Raw genomic sequence first — 19037 nt, 5'->3', positions numbered from 1 at the left:
CGTCATGGCGAAGCCAACACAAGCTCCCAAACCGCAAGGCCTTGATCCACGATTATACTGTGATTACTCAAGGTTAGTGCGAATACAGGCTCAAGCTGAGTCGTTTTCTCTGTTGCCTCATCTTAAGGCGGGCAGTGTACTTTCGGGGCGACATAATTCTCTGTTCCGTGGCCGTGGTTTGAACTTTGAGGAATTACGTCATTACCAATTGGGTGATGATATTCGTAATCTCGATTGGAAAGTTACGATGCGAACGGGTAAGCCTCATGTTCGCAGCTATACCGAAGAGAAAGATCGAAATGTGATGATCTGTGTCGATCAGCGCAGCTCGATGTTCTTTGCTTCTCAAAATACCATGAAATCCGTTGTGGCCGCCGAAGTCGCAGCATTGTGTGGATGGCGAGTGCTGAAAGATGGTGATCGTGTCGGCTTCGTTTTAGCCTCACACCAAAAGCTCTTTCATACCAAAGCGCAGCGTTCTCAATCTGATTTGTTGGCTCAGTTAAAGCATCTTACCAAGGCTAATCAAAGCTTAGACGTGAGTGTGAGTGACAGCGAGGGAGTTGGGTTTAGTCAGTGGATTGAACTGATAAAGCGAATTAGACTCAAGCAGTCGACTCTCATATTTATTAGTGATTGGCGAGATTGCCAAGAGCAACATCTTGACCGACTTAAGCAACTGCAACAACACAATGACATCCTAGCCATTATGGTGACTGACCCATTAGAACAATCACTGCCTCAAGACCTTGCGAGTGCAAATTGGGTGGTGGGTGATGGTCGTTTTCAGATCAATCTTGATAGCCAATCTAAGGTCAACCTTGCGAGCGAGAGCCTTGCTCAAAAAGCGGCACTCCAAAAACAATCGCTTGCTAAATTGATGGCGATGAAAAACCTCCCTTATATCGAATTAGACACGTCTGGTCATCATATTTCACAGCTTCAAAAACTAGTAGGAGGGCGCTAAATGACTGTTGAACATACGCCTCCTAGTACTTATATCCTTCGCGAACTGCATGATGTCACGATTCCAGACAGCGTGAGTTGGGTTCCCCAAACGATCGGTTGGAAGATCCTCGGCGTTGCCTTGTTATTGGCCGCGTTCTATCTGGCTTATCGCTTGGCGCTAAAGTGGTGGAATAATCGTTATCGCAAAGAAGCGCTCAAAGAGCTTATGGTATTGGATGCACGAGACAAAAATTCAACCGAGCGAACCTTCAAGATACTCAAAGTAGTGCTTCGTTACTTAGACAGCAGCAATGCAAAGTTGTTTGGTCAATCTTATGTAAACCGCTTGAATGCTTATTTGCCTGTTATTGCTGGTACGAGTGCAAACAGCAATGCTTTCTTTACCGATGAAGTCTCGGGGCTATGGATGCAGAGCCTAATTGACTCCAAGGTACGTTTAACCTTTGAACAGCGTTTAGAGGTGATTCAAACCGCGATGATGTGGCTAAAACTTCATAAACCCGATGTACAAACAAAACCAGAGGTACAAGCGAAACCAGAGGGGCAAGATAATGTTTGATAGTTTATCTGCCAGCTTTGAATTCGCGCACCCACTGTGGTTTATCGCGTTACCTCTGCCTTTGTTGGTCTACTTTGCAGTGCCTGCTTATCGAACCAAACAAATGGCGATCAAGGTGCCATTTTTCAGTGAGCTGGTTGAAGCGATTGGTGAGGCACCATCAGAAGGTGCAAGCCAATTAACACCGAGCTGGTGGCAACGCACCACGTTGATTATCACTTGGGTGCTCGTGGTTTGCGCGTTAGCTAAACCAACTATCTTAGGTGAGCCACAAGTTCGCGAACAATTAGGTCGTGATGTGATGGTAGTGGTTGATTTGTCTGGTTCAATGGCTGAACAAGATTTTACTTCTAAACAAGGCGATAAGATCTCTCGTTTAGATGCAACCAAAGAGGTGTTAGCCGACTTCGCAACAACCCGAAAAGGTGACCGACTTGGGTTGATCCTGTTTGGTGACGCTGCATTTGTCCAAACACCATTTACTGCCGATCAAGAGGTTTGGCTTGAGCTGCTCAACCAAACCGATGTGGCGATGGCAGGGCAAAGCACGCATTTAGGCGATGCTATTGGCCTTGCGATCAAGGTGTTTGAACAGAGTGAGAAGCAGAGTGCAGCAGTTCAAGATTCAAGTATTGATGCGAACGCGAAAGAGAAAGTTGTGATTGTACTAACTGATGGCAATGACACGGGAAGCTTTGTAGAACCTATCGATGCCGCCAAGGTAGCCAAGGCGAAAGGCGTTCGTATTCACGTTATCGCCATGGGTGACCCGCAAACCGTGGGAGAAGTGGCTCTGGATATGGAAACCATCAAGCGTGTGGCTCAAGAGTCTGGTGGTGAAGCATTTGAAGCACTTAATCGCGATGAACTGACTAAAGCTTATGCTCAAATTGGTGAGCTAGAGCCGCAGTTGTATGAAAGCACCACTTATCGTCCTAAGCAGGGGTTACACCATTACTTAATGGCGATTGTCGTTGTGATGTATTTGACTGCGTTTAGCTTGGCGACAATCCGTAGAAGATCGCTTTTGGTTTCATCAAAGAAAAATTTGAAAGGAGAGAACAATGCCTGATTCTCTCATGTTGCAACAGTTTTTTACTCAGTTTCACTTTATCCGACCTTTGTGGTTGTTGGCCTTTATTCCGATGTTCTTCCTGTTATGGGTTCGTTGGAGAGAAGAGACTAAGCCAACGTGGAAAGACATTCTTCCTGCACATTTACGCGATGCATTGACCATTGGGGAAACCGGTTGGCGCAAGCAACTACCACTGAAGTTATTGATGGTTATTGTGACCATCGCCATCATTATTTGTTCGGGCCCAACATGGCAACGTGAAGCATCGCCTTTTGGTGAAGACAAAGCATCGATGTTAGTGGTGCTCGATAACAGTGAATCCATGCTGGCGAAAGACTTACCACCAAGTCGCTTGGAACGCTCTAAACAGAAAATTCGAGACTTACTCGCAGCGCGTAAGGGCGGTAATACGGGTTTGGTTGTGTATGCAGGCAGTGCCCACGTTGCGATGCCTGTGACTCAAGACAGCAAGGTATTCGAACCGTTTCTAGCGGCTATCACACCTGACATCATGCCGGTATCAGGTAAGTCAGCAGAAGAAGCGTTGCCACTTATCAATCAGCAATTGTCTGGTGAGTTAGGCTCGTCAGTGTTGTTGGTATCAGATGGTGTTAACCCAGGTACTATCAGAGCGTTCGAAAGCTTCTTTAAAGACAACCCATATCAGTTGCTTATTCTAGCGGCAGGAAATAGCAATGTGGTGAGCGATAATCCAGTCGACCTAGATTCATTGCGTAGCTTAGCGAGCAAGACGGGTGGACGACTGATCGAAGTGACCGTTGATAATTCCGATATCCAACAACTCAACAAAGCGGTTGAAAGAAACATGCAACTTAACGGTGAATCTTCAATGCCTTGGAAAGACATGGGATATGGCCTGCTTATCCCAATGGCGATCATCATGTTGTTGTGGTTTAGAAAAGGGTGGTTGGTTCAATGGTGTGTCGTTGGTTTGATGATCACAAGCAGCATGTATTCACCAGACACTTTAGCGAAAACAGTCAATTTGACTGCTGACAAGCCGGTAGTTGAAGAGTCCGTGACGGTTTGGGATACAACAGCCCAATGGTGGTGGGATTTATGGCTAACGCCTGATCAACAAGGCCAACGTTTATTGAATCAAAAGGAATACCTTGAAGCCGCCAAGCATTTTAAGGATCCAATGCGAAAGGGCGCGGCTTATTACTATGCTCGTGATTTTAAGTTAGCTCATAGCGCCTTTTTACAAACCAAGACCGATTATGGTTTGTATAACGCCGCCAGTGCTTTAGCTCGACAGCGAGAGTACCTTGCGGCACGAGACCTTTTGAAATCATTAAGCGAGGAAGAGGATCTGTCACCAGAACTAAGAACGGATGTGGAGAACAATCTTGCTGTGCTTAGTGGAATTGTCGAAGAGGTTAATCGCACCAGTGAAAGCCAGTCTGGAACCACAGATGGCCCTGAGGAGTCTTTAGAACTCGAAGACGATCAGCCTCGAACGGGAGATGGAGCTGAAGAAGAAACGGTAGCGGAATTGATGCTTAAGGAAACACTTAATGCCAATGAAATCTTAGGCAGTCAAGAGCTTGCCGACAAGTGGTTAAAACGCGTAGAAGCTGATCCTAAGTTCTTCTTGAAGTCCAAGTTCCAAATTCAGTTAAGAGATCCTGCACCTTCCATCGAACAGTATTCAAAACAGGAACGGTCGCTAAAACAGGAGCAAGCACAATGAGTCGATATGATTTAACTCTTGCAGCGCTTCAAGTAAAGGTAGGGCGCTTAGAGTCCGTTAAACTAACCAAGACCTTGTTTGTGTCGCTAGTTCTGCTGTTTAGCACTGCTTTTTCTACACTTGCTTCTGCGGCTGATATTTATGACCTGCAGAGGAGTGGCGATGTCGAACTGATTGCTTGGGTCGGAGAAAAACCGAAGTCTGGCGACAAGATTACGCCTACGAAAGTTAGCGTTAATGAACAAGTGATTCTCACTATTGAGGTGGCGACTCCTCGGTGGCTAACGGGTGGGACGCGAATTGGCAGCATCGAAATCCCTAATGTGATTGCTAAGCAGCGTAACCAACTGGCGACGAACTACACTGAACGAGTGGGCGGCACGACATGGTCACGTCAACGTTGGGAAGTGACGCTTTATCCGATGACTTCGGGCAAATTTGTGATTCCGACGGTACCTGTTCGTGTTCAAGTGTCCGCTCCTGATGGATCAAACGTTGGCGGCACGCTTTACACGCAGCCGATTAAGTTTGAAGCCTCACTACCTTCTGGTTTATTAAGCGATGAGTCGCCTTGGTTTTCTGCGACAGACGTGGATGTTGAGCAGCAATGGCAGCGTTCAAGCGAAGACTTAAAAGTGGGTGATGCGGTTACACGAACAGTGAAGATCAAAGCGAAAGACAGCTTGTCTGTGTTACTGCCTAATGTGTTGACCAATGAATCGACTCTGCAATATCAAGCTTACCCTCAGCCTAATCGTTTGGATGACACACAAGAACGTGGTGACTACCGTTCGAGTCGCGTTGAAGAGACGGTTTATGTGATTCAGCAAGGTGGCGAATTCACCTTGCCGGAGTTTACGTTCCAATGGTGGGACAGCAAAAATCAGCGTCTTGAAAGTGTGGTGATAAAAGGCGAAGTGTTTGAAGCAAAACACACACTCCAATCCTTTATCAAAGCTTACATGTCTGCCTTTATCAGCGTTGCACTGGCACTGGTGCTATGTATTACATTCGTTGTTTCCTTGAAGCGTTATTATAAAAACCGACCGACACCAAGTTGGCTGGTATTACGTCGTTTGCTTAAGCAAGGTAATTGGTCAGCATTGAGAACCTTTATCTATCGTGAGTTGCGAACTCAGACGACTCAGCTAGAACTGGGTAAAGCGCAACTTGGTAAATTGAATGGAGAGAAACGTTGGATAGAAGACAGTAAATCCCTCCAACAAGGGCGTGAAGATAAAAGCGTATTTACTCGTTTGTGGAGAGGGTTACGTAACTTACCGAGTGGCAAATCAAACTCAAGCAATTATCGTTCAATTTTCGACCGCTTGAAAATACCTAAAGCCCTGCCAGACTTAAAAGATAGAACTAAGTAGCAAACTTAAGTCATTTGCATCGAACATAATCGGCAGGTTCTCTACTATAGGGAATCTGCTTCTTTAATATGGAACTGTATGAAAAGTACCGAGCTAAATTTAATTCCTATCTTTGTTGCTATTTATGAAGAGCAGAACTTATCTAGGGCTGCGAATCGTATGGATATTAGCCAACCAGCCGTGAGTAAAGCTCTTGCTAGGCTTCGTGATATATATAACGAGCCACTGTTCCACAGAACCACATCCGGCGTAGAGCCGACTACCTTTGCTATTGATATTTACCCAGCTATGTCTGCGGCATTGAAAAATTTCACGTCAACACTGTCTGCATCAAGAGACTTTGAGCCTAAAACATCAAATCGTATCTTCTCTATCGCTTGCGTTTCCGCAGCAAGTTATGAAATGGTGCCAAGAGTTATGCAGTTGATTAGCCAAGCAGCGCCTAATATCGCGTTAGAAGTTCACCCCCTGTTTACCGAAGATTATGAATCGGATTTGAGGCTTCAAAGACACGATGTGATCATTGATATGACGCCCAGACGAAGAAGCACGCTCAAGCACGAGGTGGTTTCTAGAGAGGAACTGGTGGTGGTATGCCGTTCAGATCACCCTGTGATTGGCGATACTATCGATATGGATCAATTCCTTACTCTTGATCACGTCGTGGTATCACGTTGGCATGCACGTAAAAGCTTATTAAGTTCTGAACACTTTAGTGACTTGGAAAAGCGAAAAATTGTGTATCGAGCAGCTGGCGTCGTCGAGATGCTTCCCGTGATCGAGGGCTCCGACGCTATCGGTATGCTTCCTATGTCATCGGTGCGATGTTTTTCTGAGAAATATAATGTAAGAACACTACCTTTACCATTCGAATTGGAAGATCTTGATATGTGTATGATTTGGCACCCAAGTCGCACTAACGAATCAAGCCATAAGTGGCTGCGCGCAAAGATCAAAGCGGCAGCAAAAGACATATCAAGTTAGCCCTAAAGGACATCGCTATGGAAAGCATTCGCGCAATTTTAAATGGAAAGAAAGCCAATATCCCAGAACTGAGACAAGAGGTCTTTGCTGCAAGAGCCAGGAATATAGACCTACAAGTGAGGGTAACTTGGGAGTCTGCAGATATGTTTCGTTTGGTCAGCGAAGCGATATGCGACGGCGTAAAAAGATTGGTTGTTGCTGGTGGCGATGGAACGGTGAATGAAGCCGTTAACGCACTCAATCAGTTTCACTCCAGTGAACGACCTCAACTAGCCATTATTCCTATGGGAACTGCGAACGATTTTGCGACCGCAACGGGTATACCTAGCGATATTACGGATGCTTTCAAACTGGCGTTAGAAGGGAATGCGTTTGCGGTGGACAGTGTTTGTGCCAATGACCGCTATTTTATGAATGTCGCTGCGGCAGGTTTTGGCGCAGAAGTGACGGCTGAAACCCCCGTTGAACTCAAAGATTTTCTTGGCGGCGGCGCATACACGCTAACTGGTGTGGTCAAAGCGCTAGGCTTTAAGCCTTATAGCGGTACTTTGACTATAGATAAAGGCACTTTTACTGGCGAAATCCTAGTTGGCGCTTTTTGTAATGGTCGTCTAGCCGGGGGTGGACAAGAGCTAGCACCCAACGCGTTCATTGATGATGGTTTGATGGATCTTACTTTGGTTAAAGCATTCGTGGCTTCTGATTTGCCAAAAGTCATCGAAGAGCTTAAGCATCCAGCAGACGACGGGAAGTATGTTGTTCATACTCAAGCTCGTTGGTTGGAGATCGATTTTCCTCAATCGCTGCCGATTAACTTAGATGGCGAACCTTATCATTCTAATCAAATTCGTTTTGAAGTTATACCTTCAAGTATCAGTTTGGTGCTGCCCGAAGATAGCCCTTGTTTAAGCAAACAAAGCACGGAAAAGAATGCTCGTTTTAGTAACGGTATTGATTAAGCAGATAAGATTTAAGATCAGAAACTGAGATAAGAAAGAGCCGTTTATCTATTTTGACTGCATCAGTCTGAATATGACAAACGGCTCTTCTATTTTGTTAGTGATGGATTCGAAGCCTAGATGATCAAACCTCAGAGATTTATCTCACTCGGTAATTTCTTTCAGCACTTCTCCAATCGAACCACTTGGTTGAGTTATGCCCAGTTTGTTCGAAAGTGTAGGTGCAATATCGTATGGGGTAACTGCACGAGAGATTTTTTGAGCTTCAACGTCGTAGCCTGCAAAAATTACAGGTACTTGAGTGTCGTATTTCCAAGGTGAACCATGAGTTGAGGCAATTTGTAGGCCTTCCATGTCGTTAATGTAGCTGCGCGGTGCAAAGACAACATACACATCGCCAGAACGAGCAGGGTGATAGTTGTTCTTGATTAGCTGCATCACATGAGTATCCGGCACTCGGTTCGCCGAAATATCACTGCTCGATACGGCAAACGCTACACCTTTCACTTTAGCAATCTCGTCAGCAATCGCTTCTTGCACCTTTGCGAGGTTCAGCTTTTTCTCTGCGATTAAGTCGTGATTAAGATAGATATAAGGTTGAGCATACAGTCGAATCGCATCTTTGGATAAACCAAACTCATCCTTTAATCGTTTCTCAACGCCGCTCGATAGTAGTGTGTCTTTGTTGAAATACTGAGCTTGATTGAAACCAAGCGCATTTGCCGCAGGCGAAGATTCAGGTACACCATGATCGGCAGACAATACAATTAATGTGTTCTTTAGACCGACTTGGTTATCGACGGTTTTAAGGAGTTTGGCGATCGTCTTATCAAGTCGAATGAGATTGTCTTCTGTCTCTAGGCTTTCAGGACCGTATAAGTGCACCACATAGTCGTTTGATGAGAAACTCACAGACAGGTAATCGGTCACGTCGCCTTGACCTAGCTTCTCTTGCATCAACAGTGTGCTTGCGAAGTTCTCGGTGATTTCATCGCCAGCCGGGCTAACGGTTAGCGTTGTGCTGTAGTATTTGTAGCTTGCAGGGCCGTATGGGTGAGGGAAGGTGCGTTGGAAATCACCGAGCTTCACCTTGTGGTCCGTGTTGTGCTCTTGCAGTGTGTACTCTTCACGTGGTAACGAAAGTTCCCATTTTTGCTTAGAGTATTGGGCTGCAATTTCTTTTTCATTCCAACGAGATACCCAAGCTGGATACTCGTCGTAGTAATAGTTACTAGTGACAAATTCAGACTGTGCCTTCGAGAACCAGAAGGCTTTGCCACTGTGTCCCGCTAATGAGATTGCGCCGCGGTCTTTAACAGACACACCGAACACTTTCGATTTGCCACTATTGGAAATCGTCAGCTCGTCACCAAAGGTGGTGGCCAGTATTGGCTCTGGAGAGCGGCCATCACCTTGTGCTGTTTTTTGTGTTGGGTCGATCTCAGTTGCTTTGTCGACACCCGCGCCTGAAGTCAGCATCTTGTAATTGCCGTCTTCTACGTTATACACCAAACGTTCTTCACTACGGTCATACCAAACATTTCCTACCATGCCATGAACACTCGGTGGAGCACCGGTTGCTAGCGACACATGACCGACAATGGTTTCTGTGTTGCCGTGTTGGTAGTTCGCATTGGTGTAGTAAGTACCATCATCCATTAGGTAACGAAATCCACCCTCACCGAAGTTGTGCTTATAGCGTTCGATAAGGTCTGCACGCAGTCCATCTACCGTGATTTGGAGGACTAGATTGGGTTTGTCCGCAGCTGATGCTGGGAAGGCACAGAGTAACGCGAGTGTAAGACCTGAAAGCTTGGTGTATTGCATAGAGTGTCCTTATTCGATGTGATTTCGCTATTCAAAATGACATGGATTGGTCACTGAACAGAGGATGTCCTTTGTTCAGCAACCATGGGGTGTTCTGCTAGTTTGCGTCCTTTACTAGGCGTAGGCCCATATCAGACATGGTGATCGATTGACTGGCAAAGTCACGACGGTAACTTTCTGATTCATCTTCGTCGTATGCAAAACTGCCACCGCGTACCGATTTGTGTGATAAACCGACATCACTGTGTTTCGCGTTGTTAGGATTGTCTGTTGGACCGTATCGGTAGAAAGTGTCATCGAAGGCATCAATAACAAACTCACCAACGTTGCCTGTCATATCATATAAGCCTAGCTCATTTGGTTTCTTTAGCCCGACAGGATGTGCGCTATTTTTGGAATTTGCTGAGTACCACGCAACATCATCTAAGTTGTTGGAACCACTGTAAGTATAACCTTTGCTTTTATTGCCACCTTTCGCGGCAAATTCCCATTCAGCTTCTGTCGGAAGGCGGTACTCTTCGCCCGTTAATTCATTCAACTGCTCAACGAAATAGTTCGCTTGCTGCCAACTTAGGTTATTGACCGGAACTTGTGGATCTTGGAAATAACTGAGAGATGATCCCATCACTGACTCGAACAATTCTTGAGTCACCTCAAACTTCGCAATATAGAAACTATCTACAGTTATATCTCGTGCTGGTTGCTCTGCTTTGGTCGCTTCAGGGGTGTTTGATCCCATGGTGAATGTACCGCCTTCAACTAACACCATCTCTTGGTCAATTTGTTGGGCGATAGGGTGTGTAGGCACGCTCGCACAACCGCTCAGGAAAATAGTCATGGTGACGCTGCTGATCGCCGCTAATTGTTTGTAATTGAAAAATTTCATCACGTGCCTCGAATGTTCGAAATAGGAGGCAATTTTAACGTTTAAGGTCATTCCTATTGGTTATAAAGGGTATAACATGCCACAAGCTGAAATAGGAATTATGATGGGAACAGACACTAAGATAGGTAGGTAAATCATGCACATTACTCAAGGTCCACAATACAACGGTAAAGCCTCTAAGCGCTTACATGTGATGGCTAAGCCGATTGGCGCGGCGTGCAACATTGACTGTAAATATTGTTATTACCTAAGTAAGCAAGATTTGTTGGAGTACAAGAAAGACAGTTCTCCAAGAATGGATGATGAGACGTTAGAGACTTACATCCGACAATACATCGAAGGTCAAAATACCCCTGAAATCATATTCTCATGGCAGGGTGGTGAACCTACCATGCTGGGTTTAGCGTATTTCGAACGTGTGGTTGAGCTACAGAAAAAGTACCAGCCTGAAGGTGTTTTGATTTCAAATGACCTACAAACTAATGGCACACTACTGAATGATGATTGGGGTCGATTCTTAGCAAAGAATAACTTCCTGATCGGTTTGAGTATTGATGGTCCTGAAATGCTACACAACGCCTATCGTGTCAACAGAGCAGGCCGGGGCACATTTAAACAAGTGATGGCAGCCGTCGAGCTGCTACATAAACACCAAGTAAAATTCGCAACGCTAACCTGCGTGAATAACCTTACCAGTCAAAATGCATTAGACGTGTATCGCTTCCTACGTGATGTGGTGAAGTCTCCACAAATGCAGTTTATTCCTATCGTTGAGCAAAAAACCTTTAGAACGGTTGCGCCACAAACGTCTCAAGTGAGTGAGCAACTTAAGCAAGGCGACAAACGTCTGATCCCAGGCCATAAAGACTCGATCATGGAATCGTGGTGTGTGTCGGACTTGGCTTGGGGTAACTTCCTTATTTCTGTATTTGATGAGTGGGCGAAGAACGACATCGGTAAAGTGTTCGTTCAGTATTTTGAAGCGAGTTTAGAAACGTGGATTGGTCGTCCGAACCCGCTTTGCACTTTGAACGAGATATGTGGTAAAGGCTTAGCGATGGAACCTAACGGTGACGTGTTCTCGTGCGACCACTATGTGTACCCTGAATATAAAATTGGCAATATCCACCACGAGAAACTTGATGATTTGGCGTACAGCGCGCCACAGCAAAAGTTTGGCTTTGCTAAGTCACGTACACTGACCAGCCAATGTCAGCAATGTGACTATAAGTTTGCTTGTCATGGTGAATGTCCTAAAAACCGCTTTATCAAAACTGGAGCAGGCGAACCGGGCTTGAACTACTTATGTGCAGGTTGGCACAAGTTCTTTTCTCATGTCGATAAGTCGATGGCTTATATCGCTCGAGCGATGGGGCACCCAGTTGCTCATGGTAAATTCAGTGACTCGGTCATGATGGCACGTCGAGCACAACAGGCGCAACAAGCTACGTTCGAGACCAAGTTCTAACTCAGAACCGAGGTCTACAGACCCTAACGAATTTTAACTAAATACGTGTCTAAGGACAGGCTAAGTTTTCCAGTTTAAGGTAATACTATGATGAAGAAGAGTTTAGCAACGGTTGTTGCTTTGTTGATTTCAACCCCTGCTATGGCAGCCAATGGCGTTCAAGAAACCGTTGATGCGCCAGCGCAAAATATCAATCAAGTACTTGAAATGACGGACACTCAAACCCGTATTCAACAATTGTCTTACATGGCGCAAGATCAGAATCAATCTATCGAGAACCGTACAGGTGCGCTGCAAGAACTGGCTACTTATCCAAGCCAAAATGCGCTGGTGGCGGTTGCTAGAGGCTTAAAAGATCAAAACCCTGAAGTTCGTGAGGCTTCGATTATCGGTTCTTCGCCATATCAACTTGAGCATCGTTGGGCGTTAGTTTCACCTTTGCTGAGCGATACAGATTCTATGGTTCGTCACTCGGCAACATCGAACTTAGTACGTGATTACAATACGTTAGATAAGGAACAGAAAGCACAAATTGAACAACCCGTCGCTGAGTTAATCACATTCTTGGAATCACAAGAATCTGAAAAGTTTCAATTGTTGTTCGCTGACGTGCTCCGTTGGCACAATGAATGGGATAAAGCGGAAACGATTTATCTTGAGTTGATTAATACTCACCAGAAAGACCCTCAAGTTTGGCTGAGCTACGCGGATAACTTCCGAGCTCAGAATAAAGATCAACAAGCGGTCGAGGTGTTGGATCGTGGTTTGAAGAACGTGCCGGACAATGCAGCGATGCACTATTCTAAATCATTAACTTTGGTTCGCCTTGAAGACAAGGCAGCAGCAGCCAAAGAGATTGAAGTAGCAGCAGAACTTGTAAAAGATAACAGCTACTACTGGTACTTGAATGGGGTACTACAAGAAGAGCTGGATATCGACAAATCGACTAAATCGTTCGAGAAGGCGTATTTGATCTCTGGTTCTCCGGAGCAGTTATACGCGGTCTGTGATATCTACGTACGCTACGGTAATGAGAAGACGGATGACTGTTTAGAAGAGCTAGGAAAAGTCGCTCCGGACTATGTTATTGAACAGTTGAAAGAAAAACGTATAAACTCAAGTTCGTAAAGTCTATCTATGGAGTATTTCCTTATGAGCATATATAAACGACATCGTTTTCCCCCAGATATTATCCAATATACCATCTGGTTGCATTAACGCTTTAGCCTAAGGCTTAGGGATGTAGAAGAGCTTCTAGCAGAACGAGGATTTGTCGCCACGATAAATATTTTTATCCATACTATGAAAATATTGAATAGACACTTAACAAGAAGAGGCTTATCATTCGCCGTGTTTGGGGAGTAGTTAGCGCAAGCTTATTTATCGTCATCTCGTTAAGTGAAAGCTTATCCGGTAAATAAGAGTGAAGACCATCAACTAAGTTTCAAATAAGTTGCTTCATTCCAACGAGACCAACGCATTCAATGCCGATCACTATGATTCGGTGGTTTTTGTATGCGGAAGGTCACCTATTCTTATGATCTTCCGTTTTTGGAGGATTCATGAATCCAGTAGAACTCACATCATCAATCAGCACTACGTCTGGTTCACTATCTCAACATCCTAGCTTTATGATCTATTGCGGCTTCGCTGTAATGACGCTTATTTTGATCTCGCTCGATATATGGCAAACCAAGGGCGGCAAGATCACCATTAAAAAAGCGGCATTATGGAGTGTTGTATGGTTCGCTCTGGCGATCGTCTTTGCCGGAAGTATCTATTTTTTCTGGGACTTTTATGCACCCAACAGTAGCTACTCATCAGAGAAAGCGACCATCTCATTTCTAACAGGGTATTTGTTAGAGAAGTCGTTGAGTGTCGATAACCTATTTGTATTCGCGATTATTTTTGCACAATACAAAGTGCCTCAGCATTTGCGCCCTAGAGCGCTGCTGTGGGGTGTGGTAGGGGCTTTGATACTAAGAGCGGTAATGATTGCGGTTGGGGCTCAGTTGTTAGCTCAGTACCATTGGTTACTTTATGTCTTCGCAGTGTTTCTGATTGGCACTGGGATACAACTTGCGCGAGATAAAGGTGAAAGTGAAGTAAACCCATATCCAGAAAAATTGATCAGAAAGTTTGCCAAAGTGACGGATGACTTTAAAGGAAATGCGCTGTTCATGACACAGCAAGGGCAGTGGTTTGTTACCCCAATGCTGATTGTTATTGGCGTTATTGCGGTAATGGATGTGATGTTCGCTCTGGACTCTATACCAGCAATCTTTGCTGTCACAAGAGAACCTTTCTTGGTGCTTGCTGCGAATGTTTTTGCTCTATTAGGATTACGATCTCTGTATTTCGTACTGCAGGGGATGATGGATAAATTTGTTTATCTAAAGCCAGCGCTGTCGATCATCATGGTTTTCATCGGTATTAAAATGATGTTGGTAGGATCGGCGTGGGAAATACCGACCTACATCTCGTTGTTGGTACTCTTACTGGTCATGACAACGGCAGTTATAGCTTCAATGTTTCGACGGGAATCACACCACGAAGATTGCTGTGAGTTATCGGACAGAATAACTAATCAAAAACTCTAATATTAAATTAAAAAAGAGTGAGTCGAGAAAAAACAATATGTGATCTAAATGTTAACTTGAATTGTGCTTTGGTTGCTAACTGAACGAAATATGCAGCTAATAATACAATTTCCGATTAACTATGCACGGTTTAGTCATGGTTAATAATTGAACATGTTAAAATAATGTTTGATTAGTAAAACTAATCTGAAAAGTCAAATTTTGTCATTTTTTACACATCAAAAAATGGCTTAATATTCTTCTCAACGAAACGAAACCATTTCAACAAAATTTAAATAGAGAGGCAATCATGGCACACGCAATGAACATCGAAACAATCGCGACACCTATCTCTATGGATAAGAAAACCTACTCGGTTAACTTCAAAGGATTGATTGCGCACATTGTCGATATTATGTTTGGTAAAGAACAAGTAGAAAGCACTTACTATGCAAGTAACCTATCTGGTCACATGCAAAAAGATATCGGTATCTACCGTTAATTGCTTTAAAGCTTCTAGTTTTACCGTTTCATAGATAAACGAATTAAAAAGAAACGCCGACTACTTAGTAGTCGGCGTTTTTGTATTGAGTGAAATAAAAAAGAATCAACTCAGGTCTGTGTAGATAGGTTTTCACTTAAGGTATCGTTTAGATGAAGAGATTTCTGTTATTAACTCTTACCTCTCTTGTTACTTTTCCTAGCGCAGCTCAAACATGGCAACATTCTGGGCCTCCGGCTCAATTGATTGAGCTATTTACATCGGAAGGGTGTTCAAGTTGTCCTCCTGCCGATCGTTACATTGGTGAATTTCGTCATTCTTCTAAATTATGGAACTCAGTGATCCCAGTCGCCTATCACGTTGATTACTGGGACTACCTGGGGTGGAAAGATAAATTTGCTAATCCTGCCTTTAGTCAAAAACAACGGTTGTATAAAGCTTATGGCGTCGTTGACAGTGTCTATACCCCAGGTTTTGTTGTCGATGGCAACGAGTGGCGCGGTTTCTTTCATTGGGGAAAGAAAACCTTGCCTTCTCCCTCGACAAACAACAGAGGTCTATTGACTTTGAATAGGGAAGGGAATCGTTTTAAATTGGTTTATAGCGGCACTGATGCCTACACAGCTAATTTGGTGGTTCTTGCGCTTGATGAAGTAACGCAAGTTAAAGCGGGCGAGAACAGCGGAAAGTTACTTGAGCATTACTTTGTTGTTCTGGATAAAATGCAGCGTCAGGGCCAAAAGGCTTGGCAATTTGACGTACCTGTAATACCAGAAAATGCAGATGCGGTTGCAGTATGGTTAACCAAAGAGGGCTCATACCTTCCAGTACAAACTGTCGCCGGGGAATTTAACCGTAAATAATAAAAAAGGCGCTAATCAGCGCCTTTTTTATCGAGAAGCGTTAAGAATTACTTCTTACGACAGAACTCAGCGATAACATACATAGATTGACCGCCGTTCGCTTTACCAGAAACAAGCTTAGGATCGTCACCAATGCTGATGCCACGGATAACCGTACCTTGCTTGATTACTTGGTTGGTACCTTTCACTGGAAGATCTTTGGTTACTGTTACGTCGTCACCTTTTTTAAGCTCAACGCCGTTAATATCGAATGGTTTGTCATCAGCTGACATGCCGATCTGTGCCCAAACTGAAGTCTCTTCTTCAAGATACATCATGTCTAGTAGATCTTGAGCCCAACCTTCAGCATTTAGACGAGTAAGTTGACGCCAAGCGGTTACTTGAACCGGTGCTTCTTGGCTCCACATACTGTCGTTTAGACAACGCCAGTGGTTGATATCTTGTGGGTCGTCGATCTCGCTAAGACACTTTTCACAAACCATGATGCCGTGATCAACTGTTACGTAGCTGTGTGGTGGCACAGCATATGCGGTAAGTTGAGTATCAGCAGAACATAGTTCACATTTAGATTGGCAGCGTTCAAGCATGGTTGCTTCAGAAGACATAGTAGACTCACAATTAGTATGAATTAATAACCGCGCTATTATCCACGTTATAGGAAATAAAGATAGGGTCCGTACGGTATTCTATCTGGATTAATTTTGAGGAAGTAAACCATTTGTATTCTGATTGGTAAATAAGTCGTTACGTGGCAAGTAAAAAGATAGAAATATGAAGAGTGATGAATAATAATGCCAGCGGTTAAGCTGGCATTTTAGTCTATGGGCTCAATTTAGATTATTCTAAAATCGAATTTGAGTTGTCTACCGCATCAAGATTATTATCTAACATGAAATCAACTAACTGTGCTTGCATACCAGCATGATGAGCTAAATCTAAAGGCATTGGTGTCGTATCATCTTTAGGGCTAACAAATGTACTGTGAGCGGCAACATCTCCGAACTTAACAAAGTCTTTGCCTCCATTCGGTGTTGTAGCCGATGAATCAAAGTCAATTAGATTCAACTTCATTGCTAAAGGTGTTGTACCTGCAAATGGCGCATTTGGAACGGCATTTGGAACGGTATCATCATCTTTAACCTGCCCCATATAGATAGGTAACACCGGGTCACCAGATGAAAGAAGGTGGCTGGCGTTAGTATATGGATCAACCGTATCTAAAACAGTTTGAGCTGCGTACGCGAACTGTTGGAACGCAGAGGACATCGCTGCAAGTTGTTCTGGTGTCGCGTTTGACTCAAATGCTTCGTAACATGCTTTATCCGTTAAGCTACCACATGTAGCCGCTGCAAAACCTGAATAAGCATCAGATGCCCCTAAAGCAACATTATGTTTGATTTGAGGTCCAAATTCCGTAGAACCAAGAAGTAGATTCGATATTTGCCCTCCCGAGTTTTCAATAGCCGCAGCACTGAAGGTGTAAAGAGCATCTGCCGTTGTGCTTCCTAACGTACGATTGGATGCAGCAACCGCTGTCGTACCAACAATCCCACCGAGTGAGTGCCCAAGGAATTTCACTTCTGATGTTGGAGAAAAACCTTTTAGTGGAGATGCCCCTAGCATGCTTGCTTTATATGATGCTAATAGTGAAGCGCGAAGACCCATAACGTCTAATGCACTCTGACGAACATTATCTCGTGCAACAGGCAAATTGCTTAAGTTTAAGTAAGCAAGAGTATCTTTGTTTGCTGAACGTTGGTCGTCCAGACTACGTGTACCGTGAATGGGCAAATCAATGGCTAGAACTGCCAATCCAGCTTGAGCAAGATTGTAAGCAAACGCGTAAGCATTTTCTTTCGCAGAAGTAATACCATGCTGATAGATAACGACATTGCTAGGATCTGAACCATTAGGTGTAAACAACAAGAATTCAACAGCTTCTAATGATTTTACTTGTGGCACTGGAGAGTATTTAGTTATGAGCCTTTCGCGATCAAGAGGCGTGCCATCAACCAATTTTAGATTTAATCCAACTAATTTTAGCTGTTCAGTTTGGCTTGTTGCAAGCATCGTATAATCAATACCAGCCGCCGCTAACTGAGTGGCCATATTTGTACTTTCGGCCGAATCGTTTAATGCATTCGATACTTTTGCCAAACTTGGCATGCCAGATTCAAATGGTTGGGAATTCCATTGTGTTGTACTTTTCTCTAAATAGTGCGGTAGTTGAACATAACCTTGCGACACATCGACATTTATCGTGGTGTTAGTTACAGATGCAGCATACATCGCTTTGATTGCATTTTTCTGTTCTGTAATTTTATCTGCATCATCTTCACCAATATATTTATCAAAGTCCGTATCAGCATCGAGAGCATCAGTAAATGAAGCGGTTACAGGGTTAAATACCATTCCATAAGCTGTCGTTAAATCAATGCCATTTGGATTGGCACTGCCTTTCCAGACACTGTTCAAACCAGCAGGGTCACTAAACCCTGTTGCTGTTGCTGCTTTTGTTGCAAAAAGTGAATCACCAACAGATTGAGTAGTAAACCAACTTGAGTAAATGATGGTTGTAGGATCAGCAACTACGCCAGACTGAGCAAATATACCTTCTACGCCTTGGGTTACTTTCTGAGCTTGAGCAATGGAACCTGCGGTATAAATTTTCTTCGTCGATTTTAAGGCAGCGTAACTGTCTGACATACCAACGGCTTCACCATCAGAATCTAAGACTTCATTCGTGACAGAGAAGATATAGTCACTATCTTCATTAAGATCTTTTGTGAAAATGATAGTTAGTGAGTTGTCTTTAGCTAATACATTATAGTCAACCCCTAATGTTAAAGGTGCCTTAACTCCAGGGTTTCCTGTTAGGCCATCGGTCAATTCTAAAACATAAACGCCGGATGTTAAAAAACCAGTAGTGAAGCTTGCGCCTTCAAAGCTTAAAACTGCTGGCATAGTAGTTGAGAAGCCGTCGGCAGTATTCATCGCCGCAAGAGGGTTTGTTAGCGAATCATTTCCACTTGTCGGGATAGCTAGAGATCCATCGGTCGTATCCATTAGAGCAAAGCTTGGTAGAGGAACTGAAGCATTCTTGCCGCTTAATGTAAACTTAATGGAAGTAGGCTGTGCAAGTGAATCTTGAATATATTGCTCATATACAGGAAGGGTTGCGGCCCCTGAGCTTTCAGTATTGTCGCCACAACCTGAAAGTAGTACTGCAGAGCATACAAGTGATAATTTAAATATATTGTTCATTTTAGAAACTCC

16 protein-coding genes are annotated in these 19037 nt (G+C 44.0%); 12 read left to right on the top strand and 4 right to left on the bottom strand.

The window, feature by feature from the left end:
* Positions 1 to 4 precede the first annotated feature (4 nt).
* The 7 genes from OCV39_RS19315 to yegS all read left to right on the top strand — a co-directional run bounded on the left by OCV39_RS19315 (position 5) and on the right by yegS (position 7636).
* Positions 5 to 967 carry a DUF58 domain-containing protein gene (locus OCV39_RS19315; RefSeq protein WP_261889740.1) on the top strand — a complete coding sequence of 321 codons (963 nt, stop codon included), beginning with the start codon at positions 5 to 7 and terminating at the stop codon, positions 965 to 967.
* Positions 968 to 1528 carry a DUF4381 domain-containing protein gene (locus OCV39_RS19310; RefSeq protein WP_261889739.1) on the top strand — a complete coding sequence of 187 codons (561 nt, stop codon included), beginning with the start codon at positions 968 to 970 and terminating at the stop codon, positions 1526 to 1528.
* Positions 1521 to 2600: a vWA domain-containing protein gene (locus OCV39_RS19305; RefSeq protein ID WP_261889738.1), complete on the top strand. Its 1080-nt coding sequence runs from the start codon at positions 1521 to 1523 to the stop codon at positions 2598 to 2600. The genes OCV39_RS19310 and OCV39_RS19305 overlap by 8 nt, the downstream gene beginning before the upstream one ends.
* Positions 2593 to 4317, top strand: coding sequence for a VWA domain-containing protein (locus OCV39_RS19300; protein WP_261889737.1), 1725 nt, complete (start codon positions 2593 to 2595; stop codon positions 4315 to 4317). Before OCV39_RS19305 ends, OCV39_RS19300 begins: the two co-directional genes overlap by 8 nt.
* The gene (locus OCV39_RS19295; protein ID WP_261889736.1) at positions 4314 to 5693 is read left to right on the top strand and encodes a BatD family protein; all 1380 of its coding nucleotides are present in this window, start codon (positions 4314 to 4316) and stop codon (positions 5691 to 5693) included. Before OCV39_RS19300 ends, OCV39_RS19295 begins: the two co-directional genes overlap by 4 nt.
* Before the next feature lie 78 nt (positions 5694 to 5771).
* Positions 5772 to 6677, top strand: a complete 906-nt coding sequence (locus OCV39_RS19290; RefSeq protein ID WP_261889735.1) for a LysR family transcriptional regulator — start codon at positions 5772 to 5774, stop codon at positions 6675 to 6677.
* 17 nt (positions 6678 to 6694) lie between these two features.
* The gene (gene yegS / locus OCV39_RS19285; RefSeq protein ID WP_261889734.1) at positions 6695 to 7636 is read left to right on the top strand and encodes a lipid kinase YegS; all 942 of its coding nucleotides are present in this window, start codon (positions 6695 to 6697) and stop codon (positions 7634 to 7636) included.
* A gap of 144 nt (positions 7637 to 7780) precedes the next feature.
* Here the strand turns inward: yegS and OCV39_RS19280 are convergent, their stop codons facing one another.
* Both OCV39_RS19280 and OCV39_RS19275 read right to left on the bottom strand, forming a co-directional pair.
* Positions 7781 to 9463: an alkaline phosphatase family protein gene (locus OCV39_RS19280; RefSeq protein ID WP_261889733.1), complete on the bottom strand. Its 1683-nt coding sequence runs from the start codon at positions 9461 to 9463 to the stop codon at positions 7781 to 7783.
* A gap of 97 nt (positions 9464 to 9560) precedes the next feature.
* The gene (locus OCV39_RS19275) at positions 9561 to 10349 is read right to left on the bottom strand and encodes a formylglycine-generating enzyme family protein (RefSeq protein ID WP_261889732.1); all 789 of its coding nucleotides are present in this window, start codon (positions 10347 to 10349) and stop codon (positions 9561 to 9563) included.
* 136 nt (positions 10350 to 10485) lie between these two features.
* Between OCV39_RS19275 and OCV39_RS19270 the strand changes: the two genes are divergently transcribed.
* The 5 genes from OCV39_RS19270 to OCV39_RS19250 all read left to right on the top strand — a co-directional run bounded on the left by OCV39_RS19270 (position 10486) and on the right by OCV39_RS19250 (position 15761).
* Positions 10486 to 11817 carry an anaerobic sulfatase maturase gene (locus tag OCV39_RS19270; RefSeq protein ID WP_261889731.1) on the top strand — a complete coding sequence of 444 codons (1332 nt, stop codon included), beginning with the start codon at positions 10486 to 10488 and terminating at the stop codon, positions 11815 to 11817.
* 87 nt (positions 11818 to 11904) lie between these two features.
* Entirely contained in the window at positions 11905 to 12945 is a 1041-nt protein-coding gene (locus tag OCV39_RS19265; RefSeq protein WP_261889730.1) for a hypothetical protein, read from the top strand.
* A 434-nt stretch (positions 12946 to 13379) separates the two neighbouring features.
* Positions 13380 to 14417: a TerC/Alx family metal homeostasis membrane protein gene (locus OCV39_RS19260; RefSeq protein WP_390903258.1), complete on the top strand. Its 1038-nt coding sequence runs from the start codon at positions 13380 to 13382 to the stop codon at positions 14415 to 14417.
* A gap of 289 nt (positions 14418 to 14706) precedes the next feature.
* Complete coding sequence (locus tag OCV39_RS19255; RefSeq protein ID WP_017054483.1) at positions 14707 to 14898, top strand: hypothetical protein; 192 nt, start codon at positions 14707 to 14709, stop codon at positions 14896 to 14898.
* 152 nt (positions 14899 to 15050) lie between these two features.
* A complete protein-coding gene (locus OCV39_RS19250) occupies positions 15051 to 15761 on the top strand; it encodes a DUF1223 domain-containing protein (RefSeq protein ID WP_261889729.1) in 711 nt (236 codons plus the stop codon).
* Between the two features lie 47 nt (positions 15762 to 15808).
* On the opposite strand, the gene OCV39_RS19245 is transcribed toward OCV39_RS19250, so the two are convergent.
* Positions 15809 to 16366 (bottom strand): PhnA domain-containing protein, encoded by a 558-nt coding sequence (locus OCV39_RS19245; protein ID WP_113798945.1) that lies wholly within the window; start codon positions 16364 to 16366, stop codon positions 15809 to 15811.
* A 232-nt stretch (positions 16367 to 16598) separates the two neighbouring features.
* The gene (locus OCV39_RS19240; RefSeq protein ID WP_261889728.1) at positions 16599 to 19025 is read right to left on the bottom strand and encodes a VolA/Pla-1 family phospholipase; all 2427 of its coding nucleotides are present in this window, start codon (positions 19023 to 19025) and stop codon (positions 16599 to 16601) included.
* Positions 19026 to 19037 lie beyond the last annotated feature (12 nt).

Origin of the sequence: Vibrio cortegadensis (assembly GCF_024347395.1) — a bacterium.
Lineage (GTDB): Bacteria > Pseudomonadota > Gammaproteobacteria > Enterobacterales > Vibrionaceae > Vibrio > Vibrio cortegadensis.
This window is presented reverse-complemented; position numbering and strand designations above follow the sequence as displayed.

What these genes read in the sequence shown, in the direction of transcription:
- OCV39_RS19315 (WP_261889740.1), top strand. Translation starts at nt 5, where the DNA reads ATGGCGAAGCCAACACAAGCTCCCAAACCGCAAGGCCTTGATCCACGA.
- OCV39_RS19310 (WP_261889739.1), top strand. Translation starts at nt 968, where the DNA reads ATGACTGTTGAACATACGCCTCCTAGTACTTATATCCTTCGCGAACTG.
- OCV39_RS19305 (WP_261889738.1), top strand. Translation starts at nt 1,521, where the DNA reads ATGTTTGATAGTTTATCTGCCAGCTTTGAATTCGCGCACCCACTGTGG.
- OCV39_RS19300 (WP_261889737.1), top strand. Translation starts at nt 2,593, where the DNA reads ATGCCTGATTCTCTCATGTTGCAACAGTTTTTTACTCAGTTTCACTTT.
- OCV39_RS19295 (WP_261889736.1), top strand. Translation starts at nt 4,314, where the DNA reads ATGAGTCGATATGATTTAACTCTTGCAGCGCTTCAAGTAAAGGTAGGG.
- OCV39_RS19290 (WP_261889735.1), top strand. Translation starts at nt 5,772, where the DNA reads ATGAAAAGTACCGAGCTAAATTTAATTCCTATCTTTGTTGCTATTTAT.
- yegS (WP_261889734.1), top strand. Translation starts at nt 6,695, where the DNA reads ATGGAAAGCATTCGCGCAATTTTAAATGGAAAGAAAGCCAATATCCCA.
- OCV39_RS19280 (WP_261889733.1), bottom strand. Translation starts at nt 9,463, where the DNA reads ATGCAATACACCAAGCTTTCAGGTCTTACACTCGCGTTACTCTGTGCC.
- OCV39_RS19275 (WP_261889732.1), bottom strand. Translation starts at nt 10,349, where the DNA reads ATGAAATTTTTCAATTACAAACAATTAGCGGCGATCAGCAGCGTCACC.
- OCV39_RS19270 (WP_261889731.1), top strand. Translation starts at nt 10,486, where the DNA reads ATGCACATTACTCAAGGTCCACAATACAACGGTAAAGCCTCTAAGCGC.
- OCV39_RS19265 (WP_261889730.1), top strand. Translation starts at nt 11,905, where the DNA reads ATGATGAAGAAGAGTTTAGCAACGGTTGTTGCTTTGTTGATTTCAACC.
- OCV39_RS19260 (WP_390903258.1), top strand. Translation starts at nt 13,380, where the DNA reads ATGAATCCAGTAGAACTCACATCATCAATCAGCACTACGTCTGGTTCA.
- OCV39_RS19255 (WP_017054483.1), top strand. Translation starts at nt 14,707, where the DNA reads ATGGCACACGCAATGAACATCGAAACAATCGCGACACCTATCTCTATG.
- OCV39_RS19250 (WP_261889729.1), top strand. Translation starts at nt 15,051, where the DNA reads ATGAAGAGATTTCTGTTATTAACTCTTACCTCTCTTGTTACTTTTCCT.
- OCV39_RS19245 (WP_113798945.1), bottom strand. Translation starts at nt 16,366, where the DNA reads ATGTCTTCTGAAGCAACCATGCTTGAACGCTGCCAATCTAAATGTGAA.
- OCV39_RS19240 (WP_261889728.1), bottom strand. Translation starts at nt 19,025, where the DNA reads ATGAACAATATATTTAAATTATCACTTGTATGCTCTGCAGTACTACTT.